Raw genomic sequence first — 13,474 nt, 5'->3', positions numbered from 1 at the left:
GTGGACAATGTGTTTTTTACATAATTTCTTTTTAAGATTGTTGGTTTCTAACTTTATGAATCACAAGGATGTATATGAATTATAAATTAATAGTTGTACTTTCAGTTTTTCTTCTCGGTGCTTGCCAAAATCCTCAAGGAAATAATGTAAAATATAATAAAAAAATACAATTAATTTTTGTGAAAATAAAGGTGTTAAAACACCACGTCTTTTCTTTATGCTACAGATGTTATACTTTTCTGAATCTAAGGATTTAATATTTGATAGAAAAAAATTAGTCATTTTTAAGGGTGAAAAAGATAATAACCTAATGTTAGAATTTTTAAAGTATCCAAAGGAAGCATTTATTAAAAAATTAAGCCATGAACAGGCAATGGGTTTTTATCGTGAGAATTTAAATGAAATGGGAATGTCTTATTATGCTTGGATTTTAGCAGATGTTTTAGATGTTATTAATGAGAGAAACCGAGAGGCACTATGGCAACAGTTCATTTTTGTGATGAATAACAACGATCCTGCGAAGGAAGCTAAATTATTCATGATGCTTTGGTATGCAATGGTAAGAGAAGCTTCCAAACCACCATCAGACAAGCAAATTAAAAGCAAAAGATGGCTGGAGAAAATGAGGCGGATTACTTTAGTTAAAAATATAGAAAAAGAATTAGACTTTATGTTTGAAGAAATGATTAATAATTCAATGAATTTTAATAAGAATAAAAGGAGTTCTAATGATGGTTTCTAAATCTATTATTTCTAAATTAATTTTTATAATTTTATCATGTTTAATTCTCATAAATAAAGGTTACTCTTTTAATGAAAAATATAACCCTCAAAAGGTAAATGATTCAAGTGATAAATATTTCAGTATTTTTATTTATCTAGAAAAAGAGTTTTTAAATAATCATATGAAGGCACGGGGTGAGTCATTCACCAGTGAAAAGCGGAGTCGGTATCAAAAAGAAGTCAAATTAGCATATGGACGAATTATGAAAAATCGCAAAGAAAGTGATAACATCCCAATTGGTGATATTACACATCAAGAATTTATTAAAATAAAAAAAGAAGCGATGTTAAATTCAGGGATTCCTTATGAAGGTTGGTTGTTTAAAGATGTATTTGAAGTATTATCTATAGATAAAAAGAATAAAATTATAGGGAAACTATTAAATAGCTTTTCTAATAAATCACTTAATGGTGAATCAGCGTTATTTGCTAGCATTTGGCTAGATATGAAAGAAGAAGCCGCGCAATCTGCATCGATAAAACAGCAACAAAGCCAAGCTTGGCTAGAAAAAATGCGAAAGATCCCTTTAGTTATTACATTAGAAGAGACGATAAATGAAACAGAAAAATTGTTTAATGAATTCACTTACTAGGGCTTATATTAATCAAAACTAGTGAGTTCTATTATGGATGGCCACTTTGCAGGTAAATGGTACTGTGAACAAGATTAAAGTTCTAATAGCAACTATACGGTTATTGCTGTTTATTCAAGCTCCCAGCAATAACCGTTATATTTAAATAAATATAAAATTAATCCAAATAAGCTAATTCAATATTTTGGCAACCTAGTGCCTGTAATGTATTTTCGGTCACACACCAATGTTTGATAATCGCATCTTGTTTTTCAACAAATTTAGCTTGGTCGATGGCATGAATATCTTTACCTGCAAGGTTAATCATAATTAAAGCGGCTTGCAGTGGCGGTAAACTTGGGTTGAATGCCGCATTCTCTGCGTAGCGGCCTGTAAACAGTGAGCCATCTTTCAACTGTAACGCAATACCTGAATGGGCCTTACTATAAGGTGCATGGGATTGGTTTGCAGCCTCAATTGCTGCACTTAATAACCGGTCACGGCTTTGGTTTTTATAACCATGGTCAACAGTGTCTAGCAGTAGTGTAGTAATATTGAGGTCAGAGGGCCCAAATGAGTCTGGTAAATAGTGGTGTAGTACCGCAGGTGTGCGGCCTGGTAAATTCACCATAATTTTGCCACCTTCGCGTAATTCATTCATAAATTGGCGGCAGTGCCCACATGGTGTGTAATTCACGGTAATTGAGGTAATTTGTGTTTCACCTTTCATCCATGAATGGGTTACAGCGCATTGTTCTGCATGAATGACTTGCCCCATTGATACGTGGCTAAATTCCATATTGGCACCAAAGTACAAATTACCACTTGCACCGCAAGCGATTGCACCAACTTGAAAATGGGAGATAGGTGTGACGGCATAGGCTGCGGCAAAAGGTAACAATGCAAAAGCTAATTCCGAATCGTTAATACCACTTTGTGTTTTAATATTTTTAACTTGTTCTGCGGTTAACATCCCCGAAAAATCGGACTTATCGATGATAGGTCTAAGTACAGACTGTAACTTTTCTGGAAGCTCGGCCCAAGCGGCCTTAAATCTTGAATGCATGAGTTACCCTCCCTATTTAATTGTTTTCATTCTATTCAATAATACGTAGAACAATATGTGACTAAAGTCACTATTTTAAATGAAACATATGAAACAAATTCTTGAATTGAGAGAAGTATCTCATGTTTTAATGTGCGCTAGTGAGTAAGAGGCTGATTAATTCCTCTTACTCATATGATTAGTTATTTTCTTAGTGAGTTAAGCTTAGCTAAAAAGATGTAAAATGACAGGAAATATAAACGGAGCAATAAGTGAAGTGATCACACCACAGGTCATTAGTGCTAGTGAACTATAAGCCCCTTCAATATAATTCACTTCAGCGCAACGTGCGGTGCCTAAGGCGTGAGAAGCGGTTCCCATTGCAAGGCCTCTAGACGCGTGGGTTCGAATACGCAGCACATCAAATAAGCTATGGCCGAACATGGCGCCTAAAATCCCAACAAACAACACACAAGCAGCACTAATGGCAGGGACCCCACCAACCGAATCAGCAACAGCCATCGCAATAGGGGTAGTGACCGACTTAGGTAAAATAGAACCTGCGATATCAGGGGTTGCACCTAACCAGAGTGCAATGGCTGCACCACTGAACATAGCCACTAAGCTACCAGCAAAACAAATGCTTAATAAGGATTTCCACTGAGCGCGGATCTGGTGCATTTGCTCATAAAGTGGAAAAGCAAGCGCGACGACTGCAGGTTGCAGTAAATCATTGAGTATTTTGCTACCTGCAAAATAGTGCTCATAGGATGTGTTAGTTAAAACTAATAGCGTAATAAGCACTGCTATTGTGACCAATAGTGGGTTTAAAATTGGTAATTTAAATTTTACTGACAGCTGGCGTGCTAAATAAAACACTACAATAGTCAGCGGCAATGACCACCAAATATGCGCTAGCATTAGTCCTCCCCCTTAGTTTTATCATTATTAATAACCGAAGAAATAGGTTCTTCAGGGGGTAACGGAACTTCATCTGGTTTAGCGCCAACGACAGGGCGTTCTTTATGGATATAGTTTGAACTGATAGCAACAACGACCATGACGATTAAGGTACTGACCACACAAGAAACGATGATAGGAACCATTTGTTGACTGATTAATTCATAGTAATTCATTATGCCAACACCAATAGGAACAAACAGAATGGTCATATTTTTCAATAAAATACTGCAACCGGGTTGGGCCCAGTGAGCTGGAATTATTTGTAATGCAAGCAATACAAATAAGATTAACATACCGACAATGCTGCCGGGAATGGAAAAGGGAAGTAGTGCGGAAATAAGGTTTCCGATAATCAGGCAGAGGTAAAGTATTGCAAAAGCGCGCAAATATTGCCACCCCGTTATCAGTACCTGCTTAAATGACATGAGACTGGTCCTGTTATGTAATATCTATTCATCATACAATTAACTTTATAATTGTGCTACCGATCACAATAAAAAGGCAATAAAAAAGTGGGGAGTTTTTAGCTCCCCACTTATAACAAATAACTGGATTACTGCATATGCTCGTTATTTAACTTGCATACCTGGCTGTGCTCCGTTATCAGGGCTGAGCAGATAAATATCTTTTCCACCAGGGCCTGCTGCCATTACCATACCCTCTGAAATACCAAAGCGCATTTTACGTGGCGCAAGGTTTGCAACCATCACGGTTAAACGGCCTTCTAATACTTTTGGATCTGGATAAGCAGAGCGAATACCAGAGAATACTTGGCGAGTTTCACCACCAATATCTAGTTGTAATTTCAAAAGTTTATCAGAGCCTTCAACAAAATCAGCATGTTTGATTAACGCGATACGTAGGTCTATTTTAGCGAAATCATCAAAAGTGATAGTGTCTTGGACAGGATCGTCAGCCAAAGGCCCAGTAACTTGCTGGATAGGTTTGATGCTCTCTTTTGAGGCTTCAACCATCGCATCTACTTTTGCCATTTCAATACGGTTAAATAGCGCTTTGAACGGTGCGACGCTGTGGTTCAATAATGGGGTGTTAATCGCATCCCATGCAAGTTCCGTATTTAAGAATGCTTCCGCACGTTTAGTCAGACCTGGTAAAACGGGTTTCAGGTAAGTCATGAGAATTCGGAACAAGTTAATACCCATAGAGCAAATATCTTGCAGCTCTTGGTCTTTACCTTCTTGTTTCGCGACCACCCAAGGGGCTTTCTCATCTACGTAACGGTTAGCGATATCGGCCAGAGCCATAATTTCACGGATAGCTTTATTGTATTCGCGGTTGTTATAGTCCTCACCAATGATTTTTGCAGCATCGACAAACTGTTGGTATAGCTCAGGTTCAGCTAAGTTTGCTGATAATTTGCCATCAAAGCGTTTAGCGATAAAACCTGCATTACGGGAGGCTAGGTTAACCACTTTATTGACGATATCACTGTTCACTCGTTGTACGAAGTCTTCTAAATTCAAATCGATATCATCAATACGTGAAGATAGCTTCGCTGCATAGTAATAGCGTAAGCAATCAGCATCTAAATGATCTAAATATGAACGAGCAGTAATAAAAGTACCGCGCGATTTAGACATTTTTGCACCGTTTACCGTGACATAGCCATGAACAAATAAATTTGTCGGTTTACGGAAATTACTGCCTTCTAGCATGGCTGGCCAAAATAGGCTATGGAAATAGACGATGTCTTTACCAATAAAATGGTAAAGATCAGTTTTTGAGTCCTTATTCCAAAATTCATCGAAATCGAGATCACCGCGTTTATCACAGAGGTTTTTAAATGAGCCCATATAGCCGATAGGAGCGTCAAGCCAGACATAGAAATATTTCCCCGGCGCATCAGGAATTTCAAAACCGAAATAAGGCGCATCACGGGTGATATCCCATTGTTGTAGGCCTGATTCGAACCATTCTTGCATTTTGTTTGCGACTTGTTCTTGTAATGCGCCTGAGCGAGTCCACGCTTGAAGCATGTCGCTAAATGCAGGAAGATCAAAGAAAAAGTGTTCGGAATCACGCATTACAGGTGTAGCACCAGAAATCACCGAACGTGGATTAATTAATTCCGTTGGGCTATAGGTTGCGCTACACACTTCGCAGTTGTCACCGTATTGGTCTTCAGCTTTACATTTTGGGCAAGTGCCTTTAACGAAGCGATCAGGTAAAAACATGCCTTTTTCTGGGTCGAAAAGCTGTGAAATGGTTCGGTTTTTAATAAAACCGTTATTTTTCAGCTTCCCATAAATCAGTTCTGATAATGTTTTATTTTCTGCACTATGTGTTGAGTGGTAATTATCATAGCTAATGGCAAAACCAGCAAAATCGTCCTGATGCTCTTGGCTCACTGCTGCAATCATTTCTTCGGGAGTAATACCGAGTTGCTGCGCTTTAAGCATGATTGGCGTACCGTGCGCGTCATCGGCACAGATAAAGTGAACCTCTTTGCCGCGCATTCGCTGATAACGGACCCAAATATCAGCCTGAATATGTTCCAGGATATGACCAAGATGGATTGAACCGTTAGCATAGGGTAACGCACAGGTTACCAGTGATTTATTCGCGACTTGAGACATAGTAACTTTCTTACTTCCATTATTTGAAAAGGGTCTTTGATGTTAACCGATCAAAACCATCGCTGCTAGGGGTATAAAATATTAATTGGAAATTTGTTTAAAAAAGAAATTGTTATCTGAGACACCATAAAACTTTGTCATTCAGTTCACTTTAGGGGGGGGAGATTAACTCTTCGTGGCTTTTCCTGAGCTTAGCTTCACTATTTTTTGTGTTCTCTGTTATGATTAATCTTAGTCAAAGTATATTCAGCGGATCTTCGGTAGTTTACTGAGTTTGATAAACCTAGAGACGCTATTTAGGATATACATAGTTCAAAAATATAAATAAAGGAGCCGGGATGAACGATAAATCCCCCGAGCAAAACAAACCAGAACTGTTGACTGAACAAGTCTCCAAGGTTTTGGCTTCATTTACACACCCAACGCTGCAACGTAATTTGATTGCTATTAAAGCATTACACCACTGCGCAATGTTGGACAATGTGCTGCATGTCGAGTTAGTGATGCCTTTCGTTTGGAAAGGGCCGTTTCAAGCATTAATTAGCGAAAAAACAGCAGAATTAAAACAACAAACCGGCGCACACGCAGTTGAATGGAAACTTCGTCATGATATTACGACGTTAAAACGAGCAAATGATTTGCCCGGTATTAATGGTGTTCGTAATATCTTAGCGGTGAGTTCAGGTAAAGGTGGTGTTGGTAAATCAAGTACCTCGGTAAACTTAGCATTAGCTTTGGCGCAAGAAGGGGCTAAAGTCGGTATTCTTGATGCGGATATCTATGGCCCATCAATTCCGAATATGTTAGGGACCACACTAGAGCGCCCTACATCTCCTGATGGTCAGCACATGGCACCGATAATGGCTTATGGTCTAGCAACGAATTCAATCGGTTATTTAGTTACTGACGATAATGCGATGGTTTGGCGTGGCCCAATGGCAAGCAAAGCATTAATGCAAATGCTCCAAGATACACTATGGCCAGATTTAGACTATTTAGTTATCGATATGCCACCAGGAACGGGTGATATTCAACTCACACTGTCACAAAATATCCCAGTAACCGGTGCAGTGGTTGTTACTACCCCACAAGATATCGCATTAGTTGATGCCATGAAAGGTATCGTGATGTTTAAGAAAGTGAATGTCCCTGTACTGGGAGTGGTCGAAAATATGAGTGCTCATATTTGTAGTAATTGTGGCCATGTTGAACCAATTTTTGGTACTGGTGGCGCAGAGAAATTAGCAGAAAAATACCATACTAAGTTATTAGGGCAGGTTCCACTGCATATCTCTCTACGTGAAGACTTAGACCGCGGGCAACCGACAGTTATGCGTGACCCTGAAGGTGAGTTTGCGGATATTTACCGTGAAATTGCGTCAGGTATTTCTGCACTTATGTATTGGGAAGGGGATAAAATCCCAACGGAAATTTCTTTCCGTGCGGTTTAAGTTATCGCAAAGTAGAAACCATTATTGAGCGCTAAAAGTAAACTAGCTTAATAAGTGAAATAGGGGGTAAGCGCGGCTTTTCCCCTTTTTTATTAGCAAATGTTCTGAGTTGTATTTTTCTTTTTGTTTTTTATATCTCTTATAACGGAAAAATGTTTACCTAAACTTTCTATTTTTCTGATTTATATGCTTAGCGTTTCTTTATTGCTTAATGTTCGCGTAGAATAGCAGCATATCTTGTTTAATCAGTTGTCTTCCTGCGGGTAAGCCCTAAAAGGTGATTATGAAATTTTTAATTTTTATTGTTGTTATAGCGATTATTATTTTTTACTTTTATAACCGCATTGTGGCATTGCGTGAAGCGGTTATTTCTAGTGAAACTGAAATTTCAGTTCAATTAGATCGCCGTGGAAAAGTATTTGATAGTTTGCTTGCAACGGTTAAAAAATATTTAAGCCATGAAACCGAAGTTTTCAGTAAAATTACTGAACTACGAACCCAAGCACAAAATGCAACAGGGGATAAAGCACGAGAAGCGGAAGATGCGCTGTCTAAAATGGTGACTAGTGGCGCTATCAATGTTGCGGTTGAAGCTTATCCAGAGTTAAAGTCAGATGCGATTATGGCCAATTTGCAAGAGGAAATCGTTTCTTCTGAGAATAAACTTTCTTTTGCCAAACGTGGTTATAACCGTTCATTAGAAACGTATAACGCTTATATAGCCTCAATGCCAGCTGCACTGATTGTTGGTATTATTCCGAGCTTAAAAATATCTAAGGAATACTGGCGTCTTGATGAAGAAACGATTAAATCTGAAGAATCACGTCGTATTAACTTCGATTAAATATCGTTTTAATTCATAATATTGAAAAATCATTGGGGTGCTGAGGTTCCTTCTCGACAGCATTCCAATGTTTTGTATTATTGTAGAGAACAGGTCATTTTATGGATTTTAGAAACGTCATACGCAAAAATAATATTCGTACTCGTTTAGTTGTGATGAGTTACATTTTGCTAATGTTAGTCATTGGTTTACTGGCGGATATTGCAACGCACCCAAATGAACAGCTAGATTTGTTTGATAATGCGATGGAGTTTGTGACGTTTCAAGAGTGGCCTATAGCGACATTTATTGTTCTAGGTTTGACATTTCTTGGGTTGATTTATATTCATTTTAGAGGGCATAAAATGATGCTAGCGGGAATGAACGCTAGGGAAATCACTCAGGAAAATGCAAAAAGTTCTGAAGAAAAACAACTGTTCAATATTATCGAAGAGCTTAGTTTGAGCGCTAGTTTAGGTTATATTCCACGTTTATATATTTTAGATACTGACGAGCCGAATGCTTTTGCTGCGGGGTGGAACAAACGTAATGCCCTTGTGGGAGTGACCCGAGGTTTGCTTCAAAGCCTTAATCGACAGGAGGTTCAGGCCGTTTTAGCTCATGAAGTGGGGCATATTATCCATGGGGACTCAAAATTAACCTTGTATGTGGGTATTTTAGCAAATGTTATTTTGACGGTGACCAATTTATTTAGCCAAATCTTTATTCGCACGGCTGGGCGAAGCAGAAATAATGCCGCTAATAAGGCTCAAGTTATTTTACTAGTCCTTAATTTCGTTTTACCGTGGATAACACAAATTCTTTATTTTTACTTATCTCGCACACGTGAATATATGGCAGATGCAGCCGCAGTCGATCTGACATCTGATAACCAAGCCATGATCAGTGCGTTGAAAAAAATATCTGGGAAGCATGAAACCCATGAGTACGATGAGCGAAGTACTGGTCAGGCTTATCGAAAAGCGGCTTATATTTTTAATAAGGGAGATTCAGTTTTTTCTACACACCCATCTATTGAAAACCGCATTGCTGTCTTGGAAGGTAAAAAGCAATTTTAATAGTAAAATAAATACAGCGAGTATTGATTAGCGGCTTTTCTTCAAATATTGGCGTTTTTTTAGCAAACTTTGCCGAGGGATGCTGGAACAACACGTCATTACCCCCTATAATTCCGCCAACATAACATTTCTATGTTATGTATTTTCATTTCTAAAATATTTAACCAGGTTATCATTTTATGACTGACATAGCGCATCACTGTACCATTGTAGGTATATCGGGAGCCTCTGCATCTGGCAAAAGCTTAATTGCAAGCACTCTATATCGAGAACTTAGGGAAAAGGTCGGTGATCATAATATAGGTGTTATTCCAGAGGACTGTTATTATAAAGACCAAGCAGATATTCCAATGGAAGAACGGCTTAAAGTAAACTATGACCATCCTAATTCAATGGATCACAGCTTGCTTTATGAGCATCTTAAATCACTGAAAAGTGGTCAAGCAGTAGAAATTCCTCAATACGACTATGTCGCTCATACTCGCAAACAAAAAACCATTACGTTTAAACCTAAAAAAGTCATTATCATTGAAGGCATTTTATTGTTAACTGATAAACGCTTACGTGGTGAGATGGACTTTTCTATTTTTGTTGATACTCCACTCGATATTTGCTTGATGCGCCGCATTAAACGTGATGTAAATGAAAGGGGCAGAACACTTGATTCTGTCATCGAACAATATAATAAAACTGTGCGCCCAATGTTTTTGCAGTTTATTGAACCGTCTAAGCAATATGCTGATATTATTGTACCTCGCGGTGGTAAAAACCGGGTTGCGATAGATGTCTTGAAAGCAAAAATTGGTGAATTCTGTCAAGATTAACAAATTAGCGCAGAGACTAAAATAATGAAGGGGGAAACAACCATGCGTCTATGTGACCGCGATATTATTCAATGGATGGATGATGGTAAATTAGTCATTAGCCCACGCCCACCCGTTGAACGGATTAATGGTGCAACCGCTGATGTTCGACTGGGTAATCAATTCCGTGTTTTTCGTGGGCATACCGCTGCATTTATTGACCTGAGCGGTCCCAAAAATGAGGTTAATGCCGCGTTGGATCGTGTAATGAGCGATGAAATCGTGCTAGGTGAAGATGAACCATTTTTCCTACATCCAGGGGAATTAGCACTTGCAGTGACGCTTGAGTCTGTTACGCTCCCTGACAATCTTGTTGGTTGGTTAGATGGTCGTTCTTCACTAGCAAGGCTGGGTTTGATGGTACACGTAACAGCACATCGAATCGATCCCGGCTGGCATGGGCAAATCGTGTTAGAGTTTTATAATTCTGGGAAATTGCCTTTAGCGTTACGTCCGGGTATGGTGATCGGTGCTTTAAGTTTTGAGCCATTATCTGGTAGTGCAGACCGCCCATATAATAGCCGTCAAGATGCTAAATATAAAAACCAACAAGGTGCAGTAGGTAGCCGGATTAGCGAAGACTAAGCACTGTAATTTTGCGGAACTTGTTGTTCTTGAAGGATATGAGAAGCAATTTCCGCCCATTTTCAGGGATAGCCGTGGTGTAAGTTCGCTTTATGATGGGCGCTGGTGGGTTTTAAGAGAGGGAAGCATGAAACGTTTTTTAACGACATTGATTATTTTACTTGTGGTCATTGTTGCGGGTTTGACAACACTTGTGATGCTAGTAAACCCCAACGATTTCCGTCATTACATTGTGGAACAAGTAGATAAAAAAAGTGGATATCAGCTTGAATTCAATGGGGATATGCGTTGGCATGTTTGGCCTACACTCAGTATTATTACGGGGCCGATATCTCTCACAGCTCCTAATGCGACAACTCCTGTTCTTAGTGCGGAAAACATGCGCCTAGATGTTGAATTATGGCCGCTTATTTCTCATAAGCTCTCCGTTGAGCAAATTGTGATTGATGGTGCGGTCATTCGCAAAACACCAGAAAGCGAACCCAAAATTCACACCAATGCCCCAGTAGCCCCTGGCGGAACAGCGCCATCATCCTCTCCAACAGAAAAAACTAATTGGTTATTAGATATAGAAAAAATCAATATATCCAATAGCTTAGTTATCTGGCAAACTGCTAAAGACGAATTTAATTTACGAAATATAAATTTATCATTGAAAAAAAGTGATAAAAAACAAATCGCAGCCAAATTCAGTGGTAACTTGAATAAAAACCAGCAAGAACTTATTTTTGATACACGGGCTGATATAGATTTATCTAATATTAATCAAAAGATTAGTGGGAAGTTGACACAATTTGACTATAAATTAAGTGGTGTTGATTTACCCGAAAACGGTATAGAAGGGCAGATTACCAGCGATTTCCTGTATTCAAAAGGGAAAATAGAAAATGCAAGTTTGAGTAATTTGTTGATCAAAGCCAATGAGAGTAGCTTAACGGGCAATATCAGTATCCAATTAACAGATATCCCAAAAGTGGCGATTGAGTTAGTTTCAGATAAATTAGATTTAGATAACTTACTTGGTACAGCAGCGGCTGATTCTAATTCAACGGCTGAGACAAATAATAACCGTATCGGTGTTAAACCTGTGATATCAGGTTCAAATACTCAACAGTATGATTTATCTGGTTTACAGTCTTTTACCGCAGATATTAATTTAGCTATTAATCATTTAGTTTATCGTGGAATGACAGTAACTGATGTGGTTTTTGAGGCACAAAACCAAGCTCCACGTTTTAGCGTTGCTAAACTGCAAGGGAAAGCGTTTGGTGGGGATTTCTCATTGCCCGTCACCTTGAATTACCGCTCAACTCCTGCTTATGTTTCAGCTAAGCCAAAATTTAACCATATCGATTTAACACCATTACTAAAAGCATTTAATATGCCGCAGAAAATAAGCGGTATTATTTCGTTAAATGCAACCTTATCGGGTATTGGGTATGATGATTATGCGGTAAAAAACCAATGGCAGGGGCCGGTTAGCTTTGAATTGAGAAGTGCCAAATTACAAGGCTTGAATATCCCACAACTAATTCAGCAGTCGGTTTCTCGTGTTACGAATAAAATAAATGCTCCCGTTAATACTGGTAATTATACGGAAGTAGATTTATTCAAGGTAGCTGGTATTTTGAATAAAGGTAATTTAAATATATCCTCCATGCAAGCGACCTCTGCCTTGGTTAATATTAATGGTCAAGGGAATATGAATATCCCTAATGAAACTATAGATGTTAATTTAGGTGTGAATATCGCCAATGGTTGGGGAGGGGATTCACGCTTGGTTAAACAGCTACAAGAGATGACAATTCCTCTGCGGATTTACGGTAGCTGGTATAGTTTACAGTACCAGCTAGATGTGGAAAAACTCTTGCGAAATGAATTACGAACTCAAGCTAAAGAAGCCATTGGTAATTTCTTAAAAAAAGAAGAAAATAAAGGGCTTAATGATTTATTAAACGCGCTTTAACTTAAAAAAACGCCCTTTATTGGGCGTTTTTTATAAATGCAAATGGACATTAATAGTAGCCATTTCCATTTTTATAATCTTCTTATCTTTGTTTTGTGTTTTCAAAGGTATTTTTAGTCTGCTTAACTGAACTATCCCTAGATAAATAGTTACTTCTTCCTTCACTTTTTATAAATTCCCCTGTTGTTTACTTAATTTATTTTCTAATTTGCTAAGTGTTTTTTCTTTATTACTATTGTGCTGGTAAGTTGAACGCCCTAATTCATTCTTATAGTGTTGAATATTATCTTTTAAGTTTAATAATATGTTATTAAACTTATTCATCGTATCTTTAGATAGGGTAACTTTACACCCTCGATCATCTGAGGTGCCTATTTTTTTTATTTGTTTGGAAATTAAATCTAAGCTTTTAGATATGTAATTTCTTAAATCTTTTATATCTTGCTTATGGATTATTTTCTCTGATGTAATTAGTAATTCTTTTTTGGTTAATGCATCAGTAGATTTATTTTTTGAGAGTTTACTCGTGGTCTCTTGACGAGATAATTCTTTCATTTGGTCGTTTTCTAAAAAGCGGACTTTCTTTTTAGAAGCCATAGGATATTGTTCAGTATTATTTTGAAGTTGATTAGCGGTAACAGCAACCTTTCCTGATGATTTATTTGTAGTTTGGTTAATTTTCTGTGTTTTTAACGTATTTATATTTGGAGACTGAGTTTTTATATACATAGCATGACCTTGGTTAAA

At 38.0% G+C, this 13,474-nt stretch carries 13 protein-coding genes; 8 read left to right on the top strand and 5 right to left on the bottom strand.

Features of this window, described 5'->3' with window-relative positions:
• The first annotated feature begins 217 nt into the window (after positions 1-217).
• Positions 218-742 (top strand): hypothetical protein, encoded by a 525-nt coding sequence (locus ABE954_RS15755; protein ID WP_206227275.1) that lies wholly within the window; start codon positions 218-220, stop codon positions 740-742.
• Positions 729-1,376 carry a hypothetical protein gene (locus tag ABE954_RS15750; RefSeq protein ID WP_129466753.1) on the top strand — a complete coding sequence of 216 codons (648 nt, stop codon included), beginning with the start codon at positions 729-731 and terminating at the stop codon, positions 1,374-1,376. The genes ABE954_RS15755 and ABE954_RS15750 overlap by 14 nt, the downstream gene beginning before the upstream one ends.
• A 157-nt stretch (positions 1,377-1,533) precedes the next feature.
• Here ABE954_RS15750 and cdd read toward each other — a convergent pair whose 3' ends face one another.
• From cdd to metG, 4 genes are all read right to left on the bottom strand, one after another.
• Positions 1,534-2,421 carry a cytidine deaminase gene (gene cdd / locus ABE954_RS15745; RefSeq protein ID WP_129466752.1) on the bottom strand — a complete coding sequence of 296 codons (888 nt, stop codon included), beginning with the start codon at positions 2,419-2,421 and terminating at the stop codon, positions 1,534-1,536.
• Positions 2,422-2,625: 204 nt separating this feature from the next.
• Positions 2,626-3,321, bottom strand: a complete 696-nt coding sequence (locus tag ABE954_RS15740) for a CidB/LrgB family autolysis modulator (protein ID WP_042846566.1) — start codon at positions 3,319-3,321, stop codon at positions 2,626-2,628.
• Positions 3,321-3,788, bottom strand: a complete 468-nt coding sequence (locus tag ABE954_RS15735; RefSeq protein WP_042846565.1) for a CidA/LrgA family protein — start codon at positions 3,786-3,788, stop codon at positions 3,321-3,323. Before ABE954_RS15735 ends, ABE954_RS15740 begins: the two co-directional genes overlap by 1 nt.
• Positions 3,789-3,932: 144 nt before the next feature.
• Positions 3,933-5,960 (bottom strand): methionine--tRNA ligase, encoded by a 2,028-nt coding sequence (gene metG / locus ABE954_RS15730; RefSeq protein ID WP_042846564.1) that lies wholly within the window; start codon positions 5,958-5,960, stop codon positions 3,933-3,935.
• Between the two features lie 338 nt (positions 5,961-6,298).
• Between metG and apbC the strand changes: the two genes are divergently transcribed.
• The 6 genes from apbC (at position 6,299) to asmA (ending at position 12,727) form a co-directional block, all read left to right on the top strand.
• Positions 6,299-7,411 carry an iron-sulfur cluster carrier protein ApbC gene (gene apbC, locus ABE954_RS15725; protein WP_042846563.1) on the top strand — a complete coding sequence of 371 codons (1,113 nt, stop codon included), beginning with the start codon at positions 6,299-6,301 and terminating at the stop codon, positions 7,409-7,411.
• Positions 7,412-7,694: 283 nt separating this feature from the next.
• Entirely contained in the window at positions 7,695-8,255 is a 561-nt protein-coding gene (locus ABE954_RS15720; RefSeq protein ID WP_042846562.1) for a LemA family protein, read from the top strand.
• 101 nt (positions 8,256-8,356) lie between these two features.
• Positions 8,357-9,313: a zinc metalloprotease HtpX gene (htpX, locus tag ABE954_RS15715; protein ID WP_042846560.1), complete on the top strand. Its 957-nt coding sequence runs from the start codon at positions 8,357-8,359 to the stop codon at positions 9,311-9,313.
• Positions 9,314-9,492: 179 nt separating this feature from the next.
• Complete coding sequence (gene udk, locus ABE954_RS15710; RefSeq protein WP_042846559.1) at positions 9,493-10,137, top strand: uridine kinase; 645 nt, start codon at positions 9,493-9,495, stop codon at positions 10,135-10,137.
• Positions 10,138-10,179: 42 nt separating this feature from the next.
• Positions 10,180-10,761: a dCTP deaminase gene (gene dcd / locus ABE954_RS15705; protein ID WP_042846558.1), complete on the top strand. Its 582-nt coding sequence runs from the start codon at positions 10,180-10,182 to the stop codon at positions 10,759-10,761.
• Between the two features lie 127 nt (positions 10,762-10,888).
• Positions 10,889-12,727: an outer membrane assembly protein AsmA gene (gene asmA / locus ABE954_RS15700; protein WP_129466751.1), complete on the top strand. Its 1,839-nt coding sequence runs from the start codon at positions 10,889-10,891 to the stop codon at positions 12,725-12,727.
• Positions 12,728-12,895: 168 nt separating this feature from the next.
• On the opposite strand, the gene ABE954_RS15695 is transcribed toward asmA, so the two are convergent.
• Entirely contained in the window at positions 12,896-13,456 is a 561-nt protein-coding gene (locus ABE954_RS15695; RefSeq protein ID WP_166685349.1) for a hypothetical protein, read from the bottom strand.
• Positions 13,457-13,474: the final 18 nt, after the last annotated feature.

This window comes from Providencia sp. TYF-12 (assembly GCF_041344805.1).
Classification (GTDB): domain Bacteria; phylum Pseudomonadota; class Gammaproteobacteria; order Enterobacterales; family Enterobacteriaceae; genus Providencia; species Providencia huashanensis.
Note: the sequence above shows the minus strand (reverse complement) of the source record. Positions and strands in the feature narration are given on the sequence as shown.